This is a genomic window from Parerythrobacter aestuarii (assembly GCF_030140925.1).
Lineage (GTDB): Bacteria > Pseudomonadota > Alphaproteobacteria > Sphingomonadales > Sphingomonadaceae > Parerythrobacter > Parerythrobacter aestuarii.
Map to the genome: position 1 here is coordinate 2,585,217 of NZ_JARBWD010000001.1, position 22,726 is coordinate 2,607,942.

The following is a 22,726-nucleotide window of genomic DNA, read 5'->3' on the forward strand; positions in this document are numbered from 1 at the left end:
AGCCCCGAGGCCAGCCCGCCGCATCCTCTCCCCTGCAGGGGATCAGTGAATCAGTAGTCCCAGCCGACGCGGACACCCACCGTCAGCGGACGGTTGGTGGTGATCCGCGCGCGGTCATTGATGAAGTTACCGGCGATCTCAGCCCGCGTGTCGGAGAGGTTTTCACCGAACAGCTCGACCGACCAGCCATCCTTCTTCAGCCCCATGGAAAGGTCGAAGGTGGTGTAGCTGTCCAGCTTGAGGCGGTTGATCGTGATGATGTCGGTGAACTTCGAAGCCGAATGCACGATCTGCGGCTGGATGTGGAAGGTCAGCGGACCCGAATCCCACTCGTAACGAGCACGGATATTGCCCTGGAAGCTCGGCGCATAGGCCAGCTCGTCGCCCACGATCACATCGGTCGTCGGCGTCAGGACAGCGGTAATCTCCGTGTCGAGGAAGCTGAATGCACCTGCGACCGTGAGGCCCGGGAGGGAGTACGGCGCGATGGTGAACTCGCCTTCGATGCCCTTGATCTCTGCGTCAGCCGCATTGTCCGAGAAGAACAGGTTGGTGATGCTGGGATCGAAGATGGTCGTCTGCAAACGGCTGATGTCGACGAAGAACGCGCTGCCGTTGAAACGCAACTGACCGTCGATCAGGTCGAGCTTCCAGCCGATTTCGTAGTTCTTGACCTCATCGGTCTCCAGCTCGAACGGAACGGTGAAACCGGCCCCATTGGTCGCGCCACCCGGACGGTTAAGCAAGCCCGGACGGAAGCCTTCCGAATAGGTTGCATAGAACAGCAGGTCTTCGGTCGGGGTGAAGGTCGCAGTACCCTTGAAGATGGTACCGGTCGCCTTCGCGACGTCGGGTGCCTGCAGCGCGTTGAACACCTGTGTAGCCTGGCCGAGGCTCAGACCGGCAGCCTGGATGTCGGCAATCGACTGACCCTGAGTGAAGGTCTGGCGCAGCGCCGGGTTACAGCTGCCGATGAAGGTGTACTGGCCGTCACCGTCGTACAGGTCGTTGAGATCGGTCCCGAAGGCGTCCTGGTCCGTCGCGCTGAACGAGTTACAGAACGAGCCGTTGGCCGAGCCTTCGAAATCGACTTCGATGTCGTAGTAGCGCGCACCGGCGGTCAGCGTCAGCACATCGGGCACGATGTCGAAGCTGAACTCGCCGAAGATGCCCCACTGCTTGTCGGTGCGGCGGATATCGTTGCGGAAGATGGTGTCAGCCGGGAACGGGCCCGGATCTGTGGTGAAACCATCCTGCGGGAAGTTCGGTTTGAACGGGCCGAAGGGCTGCGCGATGACATTACCCGGATAGGAGAAGTCGTTGCGTTCCTTCAGCTCAAGGTCGGAGTAGAACCCGCCTGCGGTAATCCGCCAGCGGTTTTCCTGCGGCGTGTTGAAACGCAGTTCCTGCGTGAACACTGTCGTGTCGGTAACCGACGCAACATAGAGGTTCGGTGCCTGGCAGGTCCCGGTCGGTCCAGCTGCACCCGGATAGGTCACCGACCCATCACAGATGTAGTAAGGCAGGTACTGGCCGACGAAGAGATAGTCGGTGTAGTCGACCCGCTGCTCGGTCTCGCGATCGGTGTAGGCACCGGTGTAGACCACATCGAGCATCGCGATCCGGCCTTCGACGGTCCAGCTGGTGTTGCTGTAATCGTCTTCCAGCCGGTCGTCTTCAAAGCGCTGGATTTCCAGATCGTCCAAGTCAAGGGCGGGATCGGCGAAGAACACACCATCGCTTTCGACGCTCTGGCGACCATGGGTGACGGTCAGGCGCCAGTCGGGCGTGAACTCATACAATGCAGAAACACGGAAACCGGCATACTGCGTGTCGTTGAAGTCTTCCTCTACGAGCCCGCCATTGTCCGCGGCGAGGAAGGTTACGTTCGACAGGTCGGCACCGGCCTGGAAGCCGCCGCGCAGGGCGTTGACGGGTACGCCATTGTCGCGGATCGTCCCCGCCGGGCGGAAGCGGGCGCTTTCACGTGCCGTGCGGGTGCCCTGCACATTGTCGATATAGCCGCCCTGGTCGTCGAGATATATGACGCCGCGCAGAGCGAAATTGTCGCTCACCGGGACGTTGATCATCGCTTCACCCTTGTAGGAGGTCTCGCCTCCCTTGGTGAAGCTGGTCTCGAGATCGAAGCCGGCATCGAACCCGGCAAGGCTCGGCTTGTTGGTAATCAGGCGGACAACGCCGGCCTGCGAGCTGGCGCCGAACAGAGTGCCCTGCGGCCCGGCAAGGACCTCGATCCGCTCAAGGTCGGCGGCATAGACGTCGAGGTTCCGACCTGGCTGTGCCAGTGGCTGCTCGTCGAGATACAGCGCGACGTTCGGCGCGAGGCCGGCAACACCAGCCGTCGTCAGGTTCGGTGTCGTCGAGGCGAGGCCGCGCACGTAGATGGTGCTCTGCCCAGGCCCGGAACCGCCAGCCGTCACGTTCGGCAGCTGGACAAGGTAATCATCGAAGGTGGAAATACCGAGCTCGTCGAGCGCTTCCTCGCCGATGGCATTCACGGAAATGGCGACGTCCTGCAGGTCCTCGCTCCGCTTCGTTGCGGTGACGACGATAGTGCCGACACCACCTTGGCGTGCCGGTGCCTGGGCTTCTTGCTGTGCTGGCTGCTGGGCCTGTGCCGTTGCCGGCACGGCGATGGCTGCTGCCAGCACCCCTAGCGAGGCGCCGTTGCGAAGAGTTTTCATGGTGATGTTCCCCTTGGGCCGATTAGCTCTGCGGTTTCCGAGTAGCTTGTGAAATGAGATTTCAGTCGAGTCTGTTCCGAAAAAGAACGAATCGATTGAAGAATCTGCTTCAGAAGTCGGAGTCGCTAACGGTCATAAGAGAGAGATTCCACCAGGAATTATTCCAATTCCCCGGTGAAAGGATCGCGTTGTAATATTGCAACAGATTCTAATGGCGAGAATATACAAGGACGCATGGATTTTATACTTATTGCATTTCCCACTATAAAAAAAGAATAGGGTAAATATATGGCTGAGGCGCTCAAGTTTCAGGCAAGAATCAAGAATCTTTACTTGTCGAGCACTTGGATCGATCGAAGTGCCCGCTCAAGTGCTGCGCATGTAATGCGCCGGGAGCGCAAGTAGCGGCGGGATCAGCCTGCCTTGCTCGCAGCATCCGCCAGGATATCCGGGCAATGCGTCTCGACCCCCTGCCGCTTTCGTATCACATCCCAGGTAATCGCCTTGCAGATGCTGATCGCCATCAGCAGGACCACCACAGAAAATGGCAGCGCGCCGATGATCATGGTTACACGGATGGCATCGATCCCCCCAAGGATGAGCATGCTGCCCACCACCAGCGCGAGGGCAGCCCCCCAGAAAATGATGTGGCGCTGGCGGCCACCTTCATCCTCGCCTGCACCATTGATCGTGTTGACGATCAGGATAGCGCTGTCAGCCGACGTGATAAGGTATGTCATCAATAGGATGACGACGAGGCCGGATAACACGTAGGCCATGCCCGGGTTGGTCAGCGCCGTGATGGTGGCATAGATTTGGTCCGAAATGCCCGCCGCCAGGATCGCCCCCTGTGCTGTCCCGTCAAGTTCCAGCTGGATCGCTGTCCCGCCGGCAAGTGCCATCCAGATAAAGCACATCAGCGAAGGGACGAGGATCACGCCAAAGACGTATTCCCGCACGGTCCGCCCGCGCGAAATCCGGGCGATGAACATCCCGACAAAGGGCGCAAATGCAATCCACCAGGCCCAATAGAACACCGACCAGTCGAGCTGCCATTGCGCCAGAGCATCGCCAATCGCGGTCCCGTCGGACGTCCACAGGGTCACTGTCATTTGCGGCAAGTTGACGATGTAATCCCACAGGCCGTTAAACAGCAGTTCCAATCCATAGAGGCCCGCACCAAAAAACAGGAACACGGCCAGCAAGAGGAACGACAACCCCATGTTGAGGTTGGAAAGCCACTTGATACCCCGCCCCACACCGGACAGCGCCGAGAGCGTCGATGCCCCGACCAGCAACAGCAACGCCACGACAATCGCTGCGGTCGAAGATGTACCATTCCGGTTGAGAAGCCACTCACCAAAACCCAGGCGGTAGAGCCCGGCCACGAATTGCTCCACCCCGAGGCCCATCGTCACCGCTACGCCCAGGATGGTCGCCACGACCGCTACAATGTCGACAATATGCCCGGCGCTCCCCGACATACGAAGTCCGAACAAGGGCGCGAGGCTGGACCTTATCGTCAAGGGCAGGCTCCTGCGATAAGCGACATAACCGACACCCAGTCCGACCAGCGCATAGGTCGCCCAGGCCCCAAGCCCCCAGTGCAAGAAGGTATATTCGTAGGCCGACGGAACCGCTGCAATGCTGGCCGGTTCGACCAGCCCCCGGATAGTGTCCGGATTGCTCTGGAAATGGGCCAGCGGTTCACCGGTCGAATAGGTCAGCATGCCAATGCCGATGCCGGCACCAAACAGCATGGAGAACCATGAAAAGCGCGAGAATTCCGGGCGCTCTCCGGGCGCGCCGAGCCGCAATGTGCCTGATTGCGGAACCATCGCCAGCAGCAGCGAAACCACCACCAGGAAGGCCACCAGGAACACGTACCAGCCGGCAAATTCGCGAATGATGGTCTCATTGGCCAGCGCGAGTGTCTCGCTGGCGTGGGTCGGGAAAACGATAGCCCAGACAATGAGGATGCTGACAATAATCTTTGCGGGAATGGCAACGTGTGTGCTGAAGCCGTCATAAAATCCGGATTCTGCAGTCGAGATCGGTAGTTCGCGAAGAGGAGGCTCAATACTGCCAGTGCTGCCTGCGGTTTCGCTCTGCTCAGATGTCACGAGATTTCCTTTTCGACCAGCGCCCGCGCTGCCGAAATGGGCAACCAGCTAGATCACGGCCCCTTGGGGGAGCGGACTGCATTGAGTTGTATGCGAAGCATGCCAAATGGCTGCAGGGGCCGCAACCCCACCCCCGGAATAGGTTGGACCCGAGGCTTCCTGGTCCGTCCCGGGCTCCTGCTTTCGCAGGCAAACCAAATTTCGGCGCAGCGTGGGAAGCTACCAGACGGCAAGTGTCTTCATTCTACCCCACCAGCAAACACCACACGATGGTTGGCGGCGTCGGGAAGCCCTTCGCAAAGGGCGCTCTGTCGATCAGACCACGGTCGGAGTCGCTCGGTCCAATTGCCCGGGCAAGGTTAGTTCATGGCGTTCGATGGAAAATTCCTGATCGAAGCTTCGAGAATGCGCGAAACCTCGCGCAAACTTTCCTCGGGGTCTGTCGCCGCATCAGGGAGCGGTTGCTTCTTTTCGGGGAATGTACCGTACCCTGCAAAGAGGCAGTGCCAACTGAGGTTGGGGTAGGCCTGGCCAATCCGCAACTCACTGATCGCTTCGGCCATATTGCGTTGCCTGAACCACGCAGTCATGATTCCCTTGAGAGGATCCGACAATTTTTCGTTGGCGGCATTGTCGCGCCAGAAGGCGGTGTCGTTCCTGCGATTGAGGCGGTAATGCGCTACGATGTAATCCCGTATGCTTTCGTAGCGTGCAGCGATCGATGCATTGAAGGCATCGCGATTCTGCGAACCGTATCCCCCTGCTTCGAACGCGTTCGCGAACTCCACCGCAGTAGCGATGACGATGTGCAGCGCAGTGGCTTCGAGTGGTTCGATGAAACCTTGCGAAAGGCCGACGGCAAGACAGTTACGGTGCCAGCTGTCATACACTCGCCCGACCTTCATCTTCAAAAGCCGTGCATCTCCCTCCGGATCGCCGAGAGCGGCCCGCAGTTCTGCCTCTGCATCCTCGTCCGAGATGTAGCGCGACGCGTAGACGTAGCCGTTCCCGACCCGGGTTGTCAGCGGGATCGACCAGCGCCAACCCGCCGCCATGGCGATTGCTTCGGTCTGCGGTTTGAACCGTTCCTCATGCGGCGTAGGAACGACAACCGCCCGGTCGCAGAACAGGTTCTCATCGAAAGGCAGGAATTCAACACCAAGTGCTTCCTGGGCGATCATTGAGCGGAAGCCGGAGCAATCGATGAAGAAGTCGCCTTCCACGCGCTCGCCATTGGAGCAGATCAATGCGCTGACATCACCGCCATCGTTGAGCTCAACCTCCTCGACCTTGCGATCCATATGAACCAGTCCGCGCGCGGTGGCCCATTCGCGCAAGAAACCACCGAGGCTGTGAGCATCGAAATGGTAGCCATAACTGGGCGCGAAGGGGAAATTCGCCTCTGGGTGCGGTGACTTGCCGGCTGCGGCCAGGGCCGCGGCCAGAAACCAGTCATCAGGATGTGCGGGCACCTCGAAGCCACGCCTGGCGAGTGCACAACTGTGAATGAATGCAGGCTCTGTATGGAGGTCGACAGGGCCGGGAAATGGATGGAAATAGCTCTCGAAACCCGACAGTTCGCTCCAGCCACTAAAGCGTATCCCGAGCTTGTAGGTAGCGTTGCACGCCGACATCCACTCGGCCTCCTCGATACCGAGCATGTCGAAGAAGGCCTTGAGCTGCGGCGTCGAGCCTTCCCCGACACCGATGATGCCGATATCCGTGCTTTCAACCACTGTGACCGAGCCACCTTTTCCGGCCCAGCGCTGGTGCAGGAGACAGGCAGTAATCCACCCAGCGCTGCCGCCGCCCAGAATGACTACCTTGGGTGCGGGGCCTTCGCTCATTTCTGGTACACTAGCGCTATCGGACTGCGGCACAAGGACACGTAGCCGTCACTCTTGCGGCTTGAGCTGTATTGCCAGCCCGCCACCTGGTGCCAGGCGCACCTGGTAACTGTCACCTTTCTTCAGGGTCAGGGTTTCATAGGCGATGTCGTGACGCTTCTCGGTCAGATAGGTCGCCTCGGGGCCATCCTTCCACACCGTGACTGTGTACCTTGTCCCCTCCTCGAGGAAGTCGAAGTCTAGCGTCAGTGTGCGCTCGGTCGCGTCGTTGACCCCTCCGACATACCAGTCCTCGGAACTACGATCTTTCCGCGCGAAGATGGCATAATCGCCGACTGCGCCTTCGATCAGATGGCTCTCCGCCCAGTCGGCCGGGACGGCCTTGATGAACTCGAGCTCCTTCGGATGCGCCTCAAGGCTTTCGACGAAGTCTGCCGCCATCTGGATCGGCGAATAAATCGCCAGGTAAAGCCCCAGCTGCTTCGCCAGCGTCGAAGCTATAGGATAGTCATTGTCACCCACCAACCCCAAGACACCCGGTGTATAGTCCATCGGGCCGGACAACATGCGGGTATAGACCAGCGTCGGCTCGTGGTCGGGACCGTTGGAGAATGCGCCCCAGGCATTGTATTCCTGGCCCCGCGCGCCTTCACGGGCCACCCAGTTGGGATAGGTGCGGCGCAGGCCGGTGTCCTTGACCGGCTCGTGCGGGTTGATCGCGATGCCACGCTTGGCGGCTTCCTTCACCACGTGCAAATGGTGCTGCACCTGGCGCTGGCCGTCATGCCACTCGAAAACCTCGCCTGCGCAAGGATCGGCCTCGTCGGCATTGCAGGAGATAATTCCGCCTGCATCGGCGACATAGCCGGTCTTGATCACATCGACCCCATGAGCCGCATAGAGATCGAGGCCTGCGGCGAGTTGCTTCTCGTAAACGTCTATATTTCCGCCGGTTTCGTGGTGGCCGATCAGGCGAACACCCTTGGACTTGGCATAGGCCGTGACCGCTTCGAAATCGAAATCGGGATAGCTTTGCGTGAAGCTGTAGTCGCGGCCATTGCCGAACCAGTTGCCATCCCAACCAACGTTCCAGCCCTCGATCAGCACGCCGCGGAAGCCATGCTCGGCGGCGAAATCGATATACTGCTTGGCCCGCTCGGTCGTCGCGCCGTGCCGATCGCCCTGCGCCCAGGTCCAGCGGTTGGAGATCATGCCCCACCAGATGCCGATATATTTGGCGGGTTCGAAATAGCTGACATCACCGAGCGCATTGGGTTCGTTGAGATTGAGCTCGAGATTGCTTTCGACCAGCCCGGCGGCATCGTCGCTGATGCGGATGGTGCGCCACGGCGTGTTGAATGCACCCTTGCGAACCACTTTCGCGCCCCGGCTCGACGGCGCGAGCTGGGCGCGGAAACGCTGCCCTTCCTGCCGCAGCAGCCACATCCCGGCATAGTCGACCAGCGCGGCTTCATGGAACGACAGATGCGTGCCATCCTCCAGCCGCACTGTCATCGGCGTATGGGCAACGGAGACACCGTCGATCGGAGTCTGGTTGTAGAGATATTCGTAGCGGTTGAATGCACCGCCGGGAATCCACCATGCCGTGCCTTTAGGCGCGATGACGAATTCAGTGAGCTCCTCGGCGATCCGTGTCTCGCCATCTTCAGGTTCGCTGAATTCGTAGCGAAAACCGATCCCGTCATCGAACACCCGCATCCGCACCGAGAGTACCCGCTCGCTGGTGTCGCGGGTCTCCTCGAAAGTGACGAACAGCTCATTGTGATAGTCGCGCACATAGCGTCGCTCGCCCCAGGGCTGTTCCCACGTCGTGTCGGAGCCGGTCACGCTTTCGCCGACCACAACGAAATTGCGCCGCATCGGCTCTTCGTCGGTGAACAGGAAGCCCAAGTCGCTTTCAGCGATCAGTTCCTTGCCGTCGCGTTCGACCCGATAGAAGGGCACGCCATCGCCATCGACATCCATTTCAACGGTGATGCGCCCATCGGGCGAAGAGACCTCGGCTGCAGCCAGCGGGGTCGCAAGCGCGAGCGAGGAAGCGGCAGCGAACAGCATACGCATGGGTCAAGTCTCCAGGATCAGCACGCCGTAGGGCGGCAGGGTATCGGGGGTCGCGCTGTTGCCAGCGAACAGGGTCTTCCCGCTGGCGTCGGAAAGTGAAATCGCTTCCGGCCCCATGTTCAGCAAGCACCGTACGCGCTGCCCATCTGCCTCACGGATGAGGTCAAGCAGGGTGCCATATGCACTGCAGCCGCTGACTGCGCCGTGATGGAGGGCCGGATTGGCGTTGCGCAGAGCGATCGCGTGGCGAGTGAAGGCCAGCAGCGAAGTATCCTCGTGCTCCTGCCTGTCGACTGCCTTTGAGGCATTTTCCGCTCCCACGGGAAGCCAAGGCTGGGCTGAGCCGAAACCCGAGCATGCGGCCCCGGCTTCCCACGGCATCGGCGTGCGGGCACCGTCTCGCGACAAGGTCATCGGCCAATTGGCGAGAGCTTCCGGATCATGCAGCTGCTCGAACGGGATATCGACCTGCGTCAGCCCCAGCTCTTCGCCGTAATAAATGATGGCATTGCCGCGCAGACACATCAGCAGCACCATCTTCATCCGTGCAAAGGCGTCACGATGTTCCGGTGCACACCAGCGCGACAGAGCGCGCGGTGCATCATGGTTCTCGAATGCCCAACTGGGCCAGCCGACATCTTTATCAGCAGGCCATTGCGCCAGCGCCGAGCAAACGAGACCCGGGGTCAGGCGGTCGGCATAAAGGAAGTTGAAGCCGTAGGCGGAGTTCAGGTGGTCCTCGCCCGCGGTGAAAGCCTTCATCTCCGCTTCGGCCTCGTCGCCACCGACTTCGGCGACGGTGAATACCGCATCATAGCTGTCGGTCAGCGCGCGGATCCGAGCGATGAATTCGGGGATCGCCGGGTGCGACATATTGTGCTGCTTGAGCTGGAAATCGAACGGTCGGCTGCGTGGCTTGTCGCTTGGCGGGGCGGCCGGATTATCGCGCAGCTCAGGATCATGCATCATGAAGTTGAGCGCATCGATGCGGAAGCCGTCCACTCCCCGATCGAGCCAAAATCTCGCAACCCCAAGCAAGGCATCCTGCACATCCGGGTTGTGCCCGTTGATTTGGGGCTGCCCGCTCAGGAAATTGTGCATGTAATATTGGCCGCGGCGCGCATCCCAGGTCCACGCCGGGCCGCCGAATACGCTTTGCCAGTTGGAAGGAGGCGACCCGTCGGGCTTGGCATCGGCCCACACATACCAGTCCGCCTTGGCGTTGTGCCTGTTCTGGCGGCTTTCCACGAACCATGGGTGTTCGTCGGATGTGTGGGAGTAGACCTGGTCGATCAGGACCTTGAGGCCCAGTGCATGAGCGCGCTCGACCAGCGCATCGAAATCCACCAGCGTTCCGAACAGCGGATCGACATCACAGTAATCGGCGACATCGTAGCCGAAGTCCTTCATCGGCGATGTGAAAAACGGGCTGATCCAGATTGCATCGACGCCCAGCGCGGCAACATGATCGAGCCGCTGAGTGATGCCGGGTAGGTCCCCAACGCCATCGCCGTTGGAATCCATGAAGCTGCGCGGATAGATCTGATAGATCACCGCACCTTTCCACCAAGGCAAATCAGGCACGGGCTGAACTGAAGGCTCGTTCGCGGTCGCCATGGCGATCAGTTCCCCTCCCCCACGATGAGTTCGCAGGCAGCGAAACCGAAAGCGGGCAGCGCTACCGTAACAGCACCGGGTGCCGCGATGCTGCCCGGGCAATTGCCGAGCAGAACTTCGATGCCCTCAGCGCGATAGTCGATCTCGATGTTGCGCGTTACCGGCTCACCTGAGGTGTTGAAGGCCACCAGCACCCGTCGTCCGCTGTCGGCATCGCGCCGCTCGACCGCAAGCAGGCCCGGCCCCTCATGGTCGAAGGCGCGGATGGTGGAAAGCCCACGTGTCAGCGCCGGGTTGCCCAGTCGGACAGCCGCGAGATCAGCGATCAGGCGATAGAGCGGATGACTGGCGTTGAAATTGTCGTCCGCCGTGGTCTTGTCGGTGCCTAGCAGGTCGTTGTCATTGTAGAAATCGACTCGGCTCGGGAACATGTCCTCCCGCGCCAGCTGGTCGTTGCCGTCGGAAATGAAGCCCTGCTCGTCACCGTAATAGATCGTCGGTACGCCGCGCAGCAGGAACATCATCGCGTGGCCGAGTTTGACCCGCTCGAGCAGTTCTTCCTGCGAGGCACCAGACGCACCCTGCCGCACGAACATCGAGAAGCGGCCGAAATCGTGGTTGCCAAGGAAAGTCGGGAGCCCCGTCGCGGTCGCCGGTCCGCCGGGATAGATCGAATCCTGCTCGAGGAATTCCGCCATCACCCGTGGCGGCTGTGCCCCGCTGGCAACCAGCTGCGCGGCTTTGGCGAAGCCCATGTCGAGCGCATAGGGCAGTCCGCTGTCGGCCATCACCCGGGCGGAAGTGACCGCGTCGGGGCTCTCGTAGGCAATCTCGCCGAAGATGTGGAAGTTGGGGATACCTTTGGCCTCTGCGCGTTCCAGCATGGCCGGCACGAAGGCTTGCCAGAACTGCGGATTGACATGCTTTGCCGTGTCGATGCGGAAGCCGTCGATGCCGAAGCGGTCGATCCAGCTGCCGAAGATCTCAATCATGCCTGCGACCACGCGCGGATGCTCGGTGGCAAGGTCGTCCAGCCCGACGAAGTCGCCATAGACACTGCTTTCACCAATCCAGAAGCTGTCGCCGCGATTGTGGTAATAGATCGGATTGTTGAGCCAGGCCGGGACCTTCACGTCCTTCTCGGCCTCGGGGACTACCGGCGTGTAGGCGAAGCCGGGATCGGTCAGCCGCGCCCAGTTGGCCTCGCTCGGGTCGCCATCGCCGGCGAAGCCTTGGTTGATCCGATCGCCATCGGGCCCGCCGCGGGTGGAGTAAGGGTAATCGCCCTTGTTGCGATACTGGTACTGGTCCTCGGCATAGCGGATTACATCGGCGGTGTGGTTGGTGATGATGTCCATATAAACCTTCATCCCGCGCGCGTGCGCGGCGTCGACGAAGGCCTTGAAATCGTCATTGCTGCCGAAATGCGGATCGACCTGCGTGAAATCGGTCACCCAGTAGCCGTGATAGCCCGCGCTCTCGTCGCCCTTCGGCCCCTGCACCGGCTTGTTCTTGAAGATCGGCGCGAACCAGATCGCGGTCACGCCCATGCCCTGGATATAGTCGAGCTTCTCCGTCAGCCCCTTGAGGTCGCCACCGTGATAGAAGCCCTTGTGGGTCGGATCGTAGCCGGAGACGAGGCGGTCATCCTCGTAGCCGCCCAGGTCGTTCGCGGCATCGCCATTGGCGAAGCGATCTGGCAGGACGAAGTAGATCACCTCGTCGGTCACCGGCCGCGCGCGCAGGTCCGCAGTCGCTTGCGGCACGGCTTCCTGCGCTGTCAGCGAGCAGGCCGCAAGCATCGTGGCGAGCGCAATGGGGAGCGTGCGGATCATGCCGTCTTCCTTGTCTGGTTCGGATCGATATAGGCGCGCAGGAACGGCGCGTGGGCCGGCATGGCGTGGACCAGCTTCCGCTGGCTATCGGCGATCCGCGCCAGCATCGCGGCCAGTTCCGCTTCCGGCATGGCATCTGCGATGGGGTTGTAGCTTTCGGGCATGACCCCTTGCCCGATCAACACCTGCAACCAGCCCTGCTCGGTGAAGAGTTCTTCATGCTCGCGGTGGATGAACCCGCTGGCGCGAAAGGCCTCGATCTTCGCCGTGAGTGTTTCCGGAATCTCCATGGCCCGGCAGCGATCCCAGAAGGGCTCGCCGTCGCGGCCATTGGCCCAATAATGCAGGATGAGGAAATCGCGGATACGGCTCCATTCGAAAATGGCCTGCCGGTTGAACTCGTCGCGCATCGCGGGGGCAACGGCTTCGCCCGGCAACATTTGCAGCAGCCGCGCAATGGAGGACTGGATCAAGTGGATGCTGGTCGACTCCAGCGGCTCCATGAAGCCACTTGCGAGCCCCAGCGCGAGGCAATTGTGCGACCATTGCCGGGACCGCATCCCGGTCTTGAATTTCAGCACGCGCGGCTCGTCGGTGGGTTCGCCGTCAAGGTTGGCGAGCAAGATGGCAGTCGCCTCGTCCTCACCCATGAATTCGGAACTGTAGACATGTCCATTGCCAATGCGGTGCTGCAGCGGGATACGCCATTGCCAGCCTGCCTTGCGGGCAATCGAGCGGGTGTAAGGCGTGAAGTGACCTTTCGCTTCGCAAGGAACCGCAACGGCCTGGTCGCAAGGCAGCCAGTGGCTCCAGTCATCGAACCCGACGCCCAGCGTGTCGCCAAGCAAAAGCGAACGGAAGCCAGTGCAGTCGATGAAGAACCCGCCCTCTACGCTGCGATCACCGTCCAGCACCAGCGCGGAGATATCGCCGCTCTCGGCATCGCGTTCGACTTTGGAAATGTTGCCTTCGATCCGCTCGACCCCGTGCGCTTCCGCATAGCGCCGAAGATACCCGGCGTAGAGAGAGGCATCGAAATGATAGGCCCACGGCATATCCGGTGCAGCCTGCCCGGCTTGCGGGGGCCACATCTGCATCTTGCCCGCCCGCGCGGCGCGGTCGTTAAGGCAGTAGTCCGACAGAGACCCGGCCATGCCGACCTGTCTTGCCCGTAACCAGTAATGCTGGAACGGCAGTATGCCTGCGCCGTGGCCGACATTACCAAATGCATGGAGATAACTGCTGCCCTCTCCGCTCCAGCCAGCGAATTCGATCGCCAGTTTGAAGGTACCACGCGTCTCGCGCAGGAATTCGGCTTCGTCGATACCGAGCGCGGCATTGAACAGCCGGATCTGCGGAATCGTCGCCTCGCCAACGCCAACCGTGCCGATCGCATCGGATTCGACCAGCACAACCTTACGGCCAGCGAAGCGGCCCAGCGTGGCTGCAGCCATCCAGCCGGCGGTGCCGCCACCGGCGATCACGATTGGGGAGGAGACGTCCTGGTTCATGAGCAACAACCACCCAGATGCACCGATCCATGTGTCGGCCAAACCAGCTTAACAGGTTGTGCGAACAGGCGGGAGCAAGCGGTCATGCCGTTCGCCCCCGCCCGTGCAGCTCTTACCGGAAGCGGTAAGTGAAGCCTGCGAGGAAGCGACGACCGTAAGACTGGTAGTCGACGACCTGCAGCGGGTTGCCGTTGCCGTTGATCGAGACGAACGGCTCGTCGGTCAGGTTCTGGCCTTGGACATAGATCGACAAACCATCGAGTGGTCCGCCGTCGAAGTCATAGCCGAGCTGCGCGTCGATGATCGTTTCGCTCAGTGCGTTGCGACGGGTCGGCGAACCACCGAACCCGGTGAAGTCACCGAGGAAGCCCGAACGGTGACGAACGCTGCTGCGTGCGTTGAAGCCGTCCTTCTCGAAATACAGCGTACCGTTGGCAACCCACTCGGAGTAGCCCGGAATCTGATCGACATTGCCGAAGGCGTCTTCAATCTTCGTTTCCGTCCAGCCGAGGCCACCGGTGAAACCGAAGCCTTCGAGCGCCGGAGTGACCATGTCGAACGGGAAAGTCAGGGCCAGCTCGGCACCGTAGAAATCGCCCCCGCCGGTATTGGTCGGAGCGTCGAGCAGGCCGATCGTGCTCGGCGGAACCGGACCAGCAGGAAGCGGCAGGCCCGCATAGTCGAAGACGAAGCGGTTCTGGTCGATATAGCTGACGATGTCCTTGTAGAAGAACTGCGCCGCGATCACGCCGCTGGTACCGAAGTATTTCTCGAAGGTCAGGTCGACCGCATTGGCACGGTACGGACGCAGGTAGGGGTTGCCGCCACCGCCATTGATGAACGGAGCCGTCCCGGTCGGGCTCGCGCCCTGGTTGAAGTCAAGACCATAGCCAATCGCAGCACGCATCGAGTCGAGACGCGGACGCTGGATCTGACGGCTGGCGCCGAGACGGATCACGAAGTCGCTGTCGAAGCGCAACGAGAGGTTGAGGCTCGGCAGGACATCCCAGTAGCTATCGCCCAGCGAGACATTCGTCTGCACACCACCCGGGAAGGCGATGCCCGACGACTGCTGGTCGGTGTTGATGGCCTGGACGCCGATGTTGCCGGTCAGGTCGGCATTTCCAAGGCGCACATCGATGTCGGCCTGGACATAAATCGTCATCAGGTCCTCGGCGATCTGGTACGCCTTGGCCGGGATGTCGTTCGACAGATTCGGGTCAAGGACATAAGTGCCGTTGGCGATCAACGCGCGCGGATCGTAGCTGACCATCGGGCCGAGGCCGAGATAGGTCAGGTCGGTCGGATCCAGCAGCAGGTCAGCCGGGATCGGCGCCTCCAGCGCGCCGCCGGCAAGCCGGATGAAATACTCGTCCGGCACCAGCGACTTGTCGCGGTTGGTGTAATTCATGCCGGCCTTGATGGCGCTGATGAAACCGCCTTCGATCGCTTTCTCGACGTGGAAACGGAACTGCAGCAGTTCGTCATCGACGATACGGTCGTTGAAGTAACCGGCCTGGGTGCCACCACCCCAGCCGAGCGGGTCGGTCAGGACAATGATGTTCGGGTCGGCATAGTTCAGCGTCGAGGTAAACGAGGTGCCGGTCGGTCCGGTCACGAAGGTGATGTTGTCGGTCGCCCCATTGAGCGCACCCACGCCGGTACCGGCATAGGATTCAAAGCTCAGCTCGCGCCGATCGGTACGTGAATAGCCAAAGTCGAAGTAACCGCTCCAGCCGTTGTCGCCATCATATTCGATGTTGAGGCCGCCTGAGAGCAGTTCGGCTTCCTTGTTGAAGATGTCGTTGCGAACGACACCTTCGACGGTCGGGAAGTTACCGGCAACAACGGTGTCATTGTCGTACTGGAACGAGGCCGGATCAGCGGTCGCGCCAAAGCAGAACGCCGAATTGCGGTTGAGCGGATCGCCCGGGTTGACGCAGAAGCCAAGCGGCAGCTCGACGCCGCGCTTGATCTGGTCATCTTCGAAGTCCGAGTAGAAAACATCGCCGGTCACGGACCAGTCCGGGGCCGGAGCCCACTGCACGGTCCCGCTAATGCCGAATCGCTTGAGCTGGGTTGACGTCACGAAGCTCTTCGATCCGCCGATCAGGGCAGAGTTGTTCGGCCCGCCGGCATAGCCCCAGGCGTTGAATTCCTGCAGCTGGTAGGATTCGTCGACATAGGATGCCGATATGGCGACGCCGAAGGTATCGTCGGCAAAGGTGTCGGCAAAGGTCGCGTTGACGCGGTATCCGAGTTCCTTCGAACCGGCGTTCAGCGCACCAAGATCGGTCAGCGAGCCGCGTGCACCGATGGCGAAGATCGGTTCCTTGATGTCGAGCGGACGCAGCGTACGGATATCGATGGTCCCGACGAGACCCTGGCCCACCAGCTCAGCGGTCGGAGTCTTGTAGACCACCACCTGCTGCACGACCTCCGACGGATACTGGTCGAACTCGACCGCGCGGGCATCACCGAGCGAAGTCTGCTCGCGACCGTTAAGGAGCGTCTGCGAGAAGTCCTGCCCGAAGCCGCGAATGGCGATGACGTTGGCGCGACCCGAAAGGCGCTGAGATGTCACACCCGGCAGGCGCGCAATCGATTCACCGATCGAGTTGTCTGGCAGCTTGCCGATGTCCTCGGCCGTCACCGATTCGAGAATTTGGTCGTTGAGTTTCTTCTCCGCGACGGCACTCTCCAGCGACGCTCGGAAGCCCGAAACGATGATGACATTGCCGTCACCGGTTTCATCGGCGGCGGCCTCTTCGCTGCTGTCGGCGTCCTGCGCCATCGCGGCCTGCGGAGCGAGCGTAAGCGCCATGGCGAGCCCGCTGATGCCGGCGGCCCAATACTTGCGGTCAATCACGATGTACTCTCCCATTTCCGCCTGGGTGGCGGCAGTCCAAGAATTTGGGTTTGGTTGTCCGGCGCACGCCCCCCGCACGCCTCTGAGAGCCGCGTTTAGGCCGCGAAAAAGGCTCGCGCATAGACGGTATACGTATGTTTGTGCAGTGCAGCATGGGCCGGTGTCACCGATCTGCAACAAGGATTTCAAACCATCGCGCGAGGCGCGGTCCAGCCAAAAACTCTGGTTTTTCGGTGCTGCCGCGCCCATAGAATCTTCTCCTTGAGGAGAGGAATTTGGGGCGCGCGCCAACCGGGAAGCCGACGAGCTTCGACATTGCCTATCTGGCCGGGGTGTCACAGCCGACCGTCAGCCGTGCCTTGCGCGGCGATAAATCCGTCAGCCAGGCAACTCGCGAGAAGATCGAGAAGATCGCCCGCGAGCTCAACTACACCGTCGACAAGAACGCGTCTTCGCTGCGCACCCAGCGGTCGAACACCATCGCCCTGCTGTTTTTCGAGGATCCCACCTCGGATGAGAGCATGATCAATCCGTTCTTCCTCGCCATGCTGGGATCGATTACCCGCGCGGCAGGGCGCAGGGGTCTCGACCTGCTGATCTCGTTCCAGCAGATGGAGGACGACTGGCACACCCAGTACCAGGACAGTCACCGCGCCGACGGGCTTATCCTGCTAGGGTACGGGGACTACACGCTGTACGAGGAACGCCTGCAGCAACTGGCCCGGCAAGGCACGCATTTCGTGCGTTGGGGTTCAGTGCGCGACGACAACATCGGGGCCACTATCGGCTCGGACAATTTCGGCGCCGGACGAATGGCCGGCGAGCACTTGCTCGAGCGAGGCCGCAAGCGGATCGCTTTTCTCGGCCAGGCCGACGAGCACTATCCCGAGTTCGCCGGTCGCTATGCCGGGCTTTGCGCCGCGCTGGGCTCAGCAGGTATCGAACCGGACCCTGCCTTGCAGGCCAATGCCCTGACCGGTGAGGAGGAAGGCCACACCGCAATGCGCGCACTGATTGACGCAGGGGCCAGGTTCGACGCCGTATTCGCCGCGAGCGACCTCATAGCCATGGGTGCGATGCGCGCGCTGGCAGAAAGTGGGCGCATCGTGCCGGACGAGGTAGCAGTCGTCGGTTTCGACAATATCCCAGCCGCCGCGCTCACTACCCCACCACTCACTACTGTGATGCAGGACACCCGCGGTGCCGGCGATGCCTTGCTGGAAGCCCTTGTCGAACAGATCGATGGCAAGGACGCGGCTTCGCGCACCCTCCCGGCAAAACTGGTCACACGCGCAAGCACCGGTAACTAGCCTCGTCCCCTCACCACGTTCGCAGACCACATTCGTATGTGTATTGCCCCGCTCCGCGTGGCGTGCCAGCGATGGCCGATCGACAGCGCAAGCACCCGCAAAGAGGTGCCGCGCGAGGGGGAGAGTACATGGCAACCGCAATCGCCAAACCGCACCAGAGCTTCTGGGGCCTGTGGAACATCAGCTTCGGCTTCTTCGGGATCCAGATCGGCTTTGCGCTGCAGAATTCGAACATGAGCCGGGTGTTCCAGACACTCGGTGCGAGCATGGACGATTTGCCTGCTCTATGGGTCGCCGCACCGCTGACCGGGCTGGTCGTGCAGCCGATCATCGGCCACCTGTCAGACAAGACCTGGAACCGGCTCGGACGAAGGCGGCCATACTTCCTGACAGGGGCAATCTTCGCCGCCATCTCGCTGATCCTGATGCCTCTCGCGCCGGCCATTGCCGCCCCGCTGGTGTTCGCCGCGGCGATGCTGTGGGTGCTCGACGCCTCGCTCAATTTCTCGATGGAGCCGTTCCGCGCCTTCGTCGGTGACATGCTGGGCACCGACCAACACAGCGCGGGCTATGCTGTCCAGACCGCATTTATCGGCGCGGGCGCGGTGGTCGGCTCGATCTTCCCTTACTTCCTCGAACATGTCGGGGTGAGCAATGTCGCGCCGGGTGGAGGCCTGCCCGACACGGTAAAGTGGAGCTTCTGGGCCGGCGGTATCGCGCTGTTCGCGGCAGTTATGTGGACTATCCTGACCACGCGCGAATATTCGCCGGAGGAAATGGCGGCTTTCGGCGGCGAAGAAGCGCTGGACGACGACACCACCCTGCGCGCGCTGGCGGCCAAGAGCTATGGGTCGGCAGGCGCATGTATGGCGGCGGGCGTGCTGGTCGTGCTCGCTGTGCTGATGCTGCGGCTGGAGAAAGAGGTCTACCTGCTGGGCGGCCTACTGGCGACCTATGGTGTACTCAGCGCGATCGCCATTTCCATGGCCAAGCAAGGCAAGGCCGCCAACATGCTCTCCAGTATCGTCGGCGATTTTTCCGGCATGCCCGATGTCATGAAGCGGCTGGCGCTGGTGCAGTTCTTCAGCTGGTCGGCGCTCTTCATCATGTGGATCAACACCACTCCGGTGGTGACGCAATATGTCTTCGGATCGAGCGACACCGCCAGCGCCGCCTACAATGAAGGCGCGAACTGGGTGAACGTGCTCTTCACGGTCTACAACGGCGTCGCGGCGGTGGCCGCGCTGGCGCTGCTGCCGTGGCTCAGCCGCACCTTTGGGCAGGTCAAGACGCATTCGATCTGCCTGACACTGGGTGCGATCGGCTTCCTGATGTTCTTCTTCGTGCGCGATGCGCAGGCACTGCTGCTGGCCGAGGTCGGCATCGGCATCGCCTGGGCCAGCATCCTTGCCATGCCCTATGCGATCCTCGCGTCGAACCTGCCGCAGGCCAAGCTCGGCATCTACATGGGGCTGTTCAACATCTTCATCGTTGTTCCCCAGCTGCTGGTAGCGACAGTGATGGGCAGCATCATGCTGTGGCTGTTCCCGGGCGAGCCGATCTGGACCATGCTGTTCGCCGCGGCAAGCTGGCTGGTGGCAGCCGCTGCCATGCTCCGGGTGCAGGCTGCGAGCTAGGTTACTCAATGACCGTTGCGGCGATGGCCGGCAATAGAGGCACTTCCTGCGAACCATTGCAGGAGCAGTCACTAGGCGAGAGCGCGCTCCGCAACCATCAGCGCTCCGACCGGTCCGGCGCGGTTTGCAAGCTCGGGCCGCCTGATACGCTCTCGGATGGTCGCTTCGTCCAAATCGGGCAGATAACCCGCCAACAGTTGCGGCACCATCGATCTCGCATGAGCGATCAGTTCGGGCCTGTTTGTCGCCACGCCGCCGCCGACAAGAATCCGATCGCAGCTCAGCGTCAGGAGAAGGGTCGCAAAGAGCTGCGCGAGGTCAGACGCTACAAACTCCCAGCGTGGATCGTCCGCAGCCACCTGCGCGGGATCGATACCGAAGCGCGCCGCCAGCGCCGGGCCGCTTACCAATCCTTCTACGCAATCACCGTGAAACGGGCAGTTTCCGGCAAATACATCATCTCGCGAACGCTTGAGGCGAAGATGACCAATTTCCGGGTGCAATGCGCCAACGATAGGCTTGCCATCGAACAAAATGCCTCCGCCCAGCCCCGTCCCAATAGTCAGGTAGACCAGCGAGCGACAACCGCGACCGGCGCCATAGGCACATTCGGCCAGCGCCGCTCCGTTGACATCAGTATCAATGGCTGCCGGGCAATCGAGGTCATTGGCAAGCACCCCGAGCACGTCGAAATTGCTCCAGCCCTGCTTGGGTGTGCGCAGGATATGCCCATAGTCGCTGGCAGTAGGATCGACGCGAACTGGCCCAAAGCTTGCGATCCCGAAAGCATCGAGAGGCTGCTCTTCGTTCCACTGGGAAAGCACCGACAAACACGCGCCCAGCGTTTCCGCAGGCGTGGTTGTCGGAAACGTTTCGCAATCGGTGATCATCGACCCGCGACCGCGCACGACGATCGCTTTGGTCCCACCGAGTTCCACCCCTGCAACAAGCTTCTCCATGCCGGCACTGTTGGCAGAGGGCTGCACTGCGCGTCCACACGAATTCGTATGGGAGTTGTCAAACCATGATCCCGTCCAAGCCGCGCCTCTCGCTCTTGCGCATCGTCGAAATGAATATCGGCTTCTTCGGCCTGCAATTCAGTTTCGGGCTGCAACAGGCGAATATGGGACCAATCTACGGCTTCCTTGGGGCTGAGGAAGCGACAATGCCGCTGTTGTGGCTGGCCGGGCCCGTGACTGGCCTGATCGTCCAGCCCATCGTGGGAGCGATGAGCGATCGGACATCGACCAGATACGGGCGACGGACTCCCTATTTCCTGATCGGCGCTGTCATCTGCTCGATCTGCCTGTTCCTGATGCCCTATTCCAGCGCGCTCTGGATGGCGGCGAGTCTCCTCTGGATCCTGGACGCCGGCAACAATATCACCATGGAGCCGTATCGCGCCTATGTCGCAGACCGCCTCTCGCCTGGGCAGCGCTCGACCGGGTTCCTTACGCAAAGCGCGTTCACCGGACTGGCGCAGACACTGTCCTACCTGGCGCCCACGCTGCTCACCGCGTTCGTCGCCAAGGATGTGCTGGACGAGAATGGCATACCGGTGATCGTCCGCATCGCTTTCGTGATAGGTGCGATCCTGTCGATCTCGACAATCGTCTGGTCGGTCTGGCGGGTGCCTGAACTGCCAATGACGACGGACGAAAAGGAACTGCTTCGCGAAAAACCGCTGACGCTCAAGGCAACGATGGCAGAGATCGTTGATGCGATACGCGAAATGCCCAAGCCGATGAAGCAACTTGCAGTCGCCATGCTGTGCCAGTGGTACGCCATGTTCGCTTACTGGCAGTATGTCACCTTCGCAGTAGGCCGCGCGATCTATGATACGAGCGACCCGTCGAGCGCCGCGTTCCGGGATGCGACCCTCACGGCTCAGCAGGCCGGTGCGCTCTACAATTTCATAGCCTTTCTCGGCGCATTGGCGCTTATCCCGATAGTGGCTCGACTGGGCGCGCGCTTGGTCCATGCCACCTGCCTTACAGCTTCCGGCATCGCCATGCTGCTGTTGCCAGGGGTCGACACAACCGGGGGCCTCTTCTTCTTGATGCTGGGTATCGGGATCGGTTGGGCCGGAATGATGGGCAATACCTATGTCATGCTGGCTGACTCGATTCCCCCTGAACGCAACGGCATCTACATGGGTATCTTCAACCTGTTTATCGTCATTCCGATGTTGATACAGACCTTGACGATGCCCCTGATTTACAACTCGATTCTGCGCGGCGATCCACGAAATGTGCTCATGCTGGGTGGTTGCCTGATGATTATGGGAGCATTCGCTACTCTGTTTGTGGATGCCGGACATCGGACGCCGCGCGAACAGACAAGGTCAACAGGGTGATCGCTGCTCCGCAACCAACGAGACATGCCCGCTAAACGGTGCCTGTCTATTGAAGCGCGCATAGCGGGAGCCCTGTGAAGGCCTGCCACTGGAGACTAGTGCTCGAGGTAGGTGGCGGAGCGGGTGGGATTCGAACCCACGATACGGGGTTACCGTATACACACTTTCCAGGCGTGCGCCTTCGACCACTCGGCCACCGCTCCGTATTTCCTGTTGGCCTACCGCGCTTCGCGCTGCTTGAGGTCAGCAAGAACGCGGCCCTCTAGCCGCCACGACTTGCCGTGGCAAGCGGGTCTGCCTACCTCTTCGCCATGAAGCGCATTTTCGGCACTCCGATCACCCTCGCTGAGATGGAAACGCTCGGGATTGCAGCACTGGACAAACTCCCGGCTCCCTTCCGCGAACAGATGGGGGATGTTGTGTTCCTGGTCGAAGACTTCGCCGATAAAGAGACCCTGCGCGAGCTCGGGATCGAGGGCCCGTTCGAGCTTTCGGGTCTCTATGAAGGCCATGCGCTGACCGAACGCAGTATCGAGATGTCAGGCACGCTGCCAACCCGCATCCGCCTGTTCCGCCGCCCGATCTTCCACGAATGGGCGACACGCGGTGACGAGACGCTGGAGCATCTGGTGACGCATGTGGTGGTGCACGAGGTGGGGCATCACTTCGGGCTGAGCGATGCCGACATGCATGCGCTGGAGGATGGGGTCCTTTAACCCAAGCCCGGTCGGGCTGAGCCTGTCGAAGCCCAGGCGCGGATGTTGCGGCTGCCCTTCGACAGGTTCAGGGCGAACGGGGTTGGGAACTGGTTCCAATTCGTCATTGCGAGGAGCG

Annotated in this window: 13 protein-coding genes and 1 tRNA gene; 4 read left to right on the top strand and 10 right to left on the bottom strand. The window is 61.2% G+C overall.

The window, feature by feature from the left end; all coding sequences use genetic code 11:
* Nucleotides 1-50 precede the first annotated feature (50 nt).
* The 8 genes from QPW08_RS12610 to QPW08_RS12645 form a co-directional block, all read right to left on the bottom strand.
* On the bottom strand, nt 51-2,705 hold the full coding sequence (locus tag QPW08_RS12610; RefSeq protein ID WP_284126165.1) for a TonB-dependent receptor: 2,655 nt from the start codon (nt 2,703-2,705) through the stop codon (nt 51-53).
* A gap of 413 nt (nt 2,706-3,118) precedes the next feature.
* Entirely contained in the window at nt 3,119-4,828 is a 1,710-nt protein-coding gene (locus tag QPW08_RS12615; protein ID WP_284126166.1) for a BCCT family transporter, read from the bottom strand.
* Between the two features lie 359 nt (nt 4,829-5,187).
* Nucleotides 5,188-6,675, bottom strand: a complete 1,488-nt coding sequence (locus tag QPW08_RS12620; protein WP_284126167.1) for a tryptophan halogenase family protein — start codon at nt 6,673-6,675, stop codon at nt 5,188-5,190.
* A gap of 48 nt (nt 6,676-6,723) precedes the next feature.
* Nucleotides 6,724-8,757, bottom strand: a complete 2,034-nt coding sequence (locus tag QPW08_RS12625) for a glycoside hydrolase family 97 protein (protein WP_284126168.1) — start codon at nt 8,755-8,757, stop codon at nt 6,724-6,726.
* Nucleotides 8,758-8,760: 3 nt separating this feature from the next.
* Nucleotides 8,761-10,374 carry an alpha-amylase family glycosyl hydrolase gene (locus QPW08_RS12630; RefSeq protein WP_407674560.1) on the bottom strand — a complete coding sequence of 538 codons (1,614 nt, stop codon included), beginning with the start codon at nt 10,372-10,374 and terminating at the stop codon, nt 8,761-8,763.
* A gap of 5 nt (nt 10,375-10,379) precedes the next feature.
* On the bottom strand, nt 10,380-12,209 hold the full coding sequence (locus QPW08_RS12635) for an alpha-amylase family glycosyl hydrolase (RefSeq protein ID WP_284126169.1): 1,830 nt from the start codon (nt 12,207-12,209) through the stop codon (nt 10,380-10,382).
* Complete coding sequence (locus tag QPW08_RS12640) at nt 12,206-13,720, bottom strand: tryptophan halogenase family protein (RefSeq protein WP_284126351.1); 1,515 nt, start codon at nt 13,718-13,720, stop codon at nt 12,206-12,208. Before QPW08_RS12640 ends, QPW08_RS12635 begins: the two co-directional genes overlap by 4 nt.
* Before the next feature lie 112 nt (nt 13,721-13,832).
* Nucleotides 13,833-16,544, bottom strand: coding sequence for a TonB-dependent receptor (locus QPW08_RS12645; RefSeq protein ID WP_407674569.1), 2,712 nt, complete (start codon nt 16,542-16,544; stop codon nt 13,833-13,835).
* Nucleotides 16,545-16,864: 320 nt separating this feature from the next.
* Between QPW08_RS12645 and QPW08_RS12650 the strand changes: the two genes are divergently transcribed.
* Nucleotides 16,865-17,899, top strand: a complete 1,035-nt coding sequence (locus QPW08_RS12650; protein ID WP_284126171.1) for a LacI family DNA-binding transcriptional regulator — start codon at nt 16,865-16,867, stop codon at nt 17,897-17,899.
* A 128-nt stretch (nt 17,900-18,027) separates the two neighbouring features.
* Complete coding sequence (locus tag QPW08_RS12655; RefSeq protein ID WP_284126172.1) at nt 18,028-19,536, top strand: MFS transporter; 1,509 nt, start codon at nt 18,028-18,030, stop codon at nt 19,534-19,536.
* Between the two features lie 71 nt (nt 19,537-19,607).
* On the opposite strand, the gene QPW08_RS12660 is transcribed toward QPW08_RS12655, so the two are convergent.
* Nucleotides 19,608-20,495 (bottom strand): ROK family protein, encoded by an 888-nt coding sequence (locus QPW08_RS12660; protein WP_284126173.1) that lies wholly within the window; start codon nt 20,493-20,495, stop codon nt 19,608-19,610.
* A 65-nt stretch (nt 20,496-20,560) separates the two neighbouring features.
* Here QPW08_RS12660 and QPW08_RS12665 point away from each other — a divergent pair, with 65 nt between their 5' ends.
* A complete protein-coding gene (locus tag QPW08_RS12665; RefSeq protein WP_284126174.1) occupies nt 20,561-21,892 on the top strand; it encodes an MFS transporter in 1,332 nt (443 codons plus the stop codon).
* A gap of 112 nt (nt 21,893-22,004) precedes the next feature.
* Here the strand turns inward: QPW08_RS12665 and QPW08_RS12670 are convergent.
* Nucleotides 22,005-22,095 (bottom strand) — tRNA-Ser (locus QPW08_RS12670).
* Between the two features lie 108 nt (nt 22,096-22,203).
* Between QPW08_RS12670 and QPW08_RS12675 the strand changes: the two genes are divergently transcribed.
* Complete coding sequence (locus QPW08_RS12675; protein ID WP_284126175.1) at nt 22,204-22,608, top strand: metallopeptidase family protein; 405 nt, start codon at nt 22,204-22,206, stop codon at nt 22,606-22,608.
* Nucleotides 22,609-22,726 lie beyond the last annotated feature (118 nt).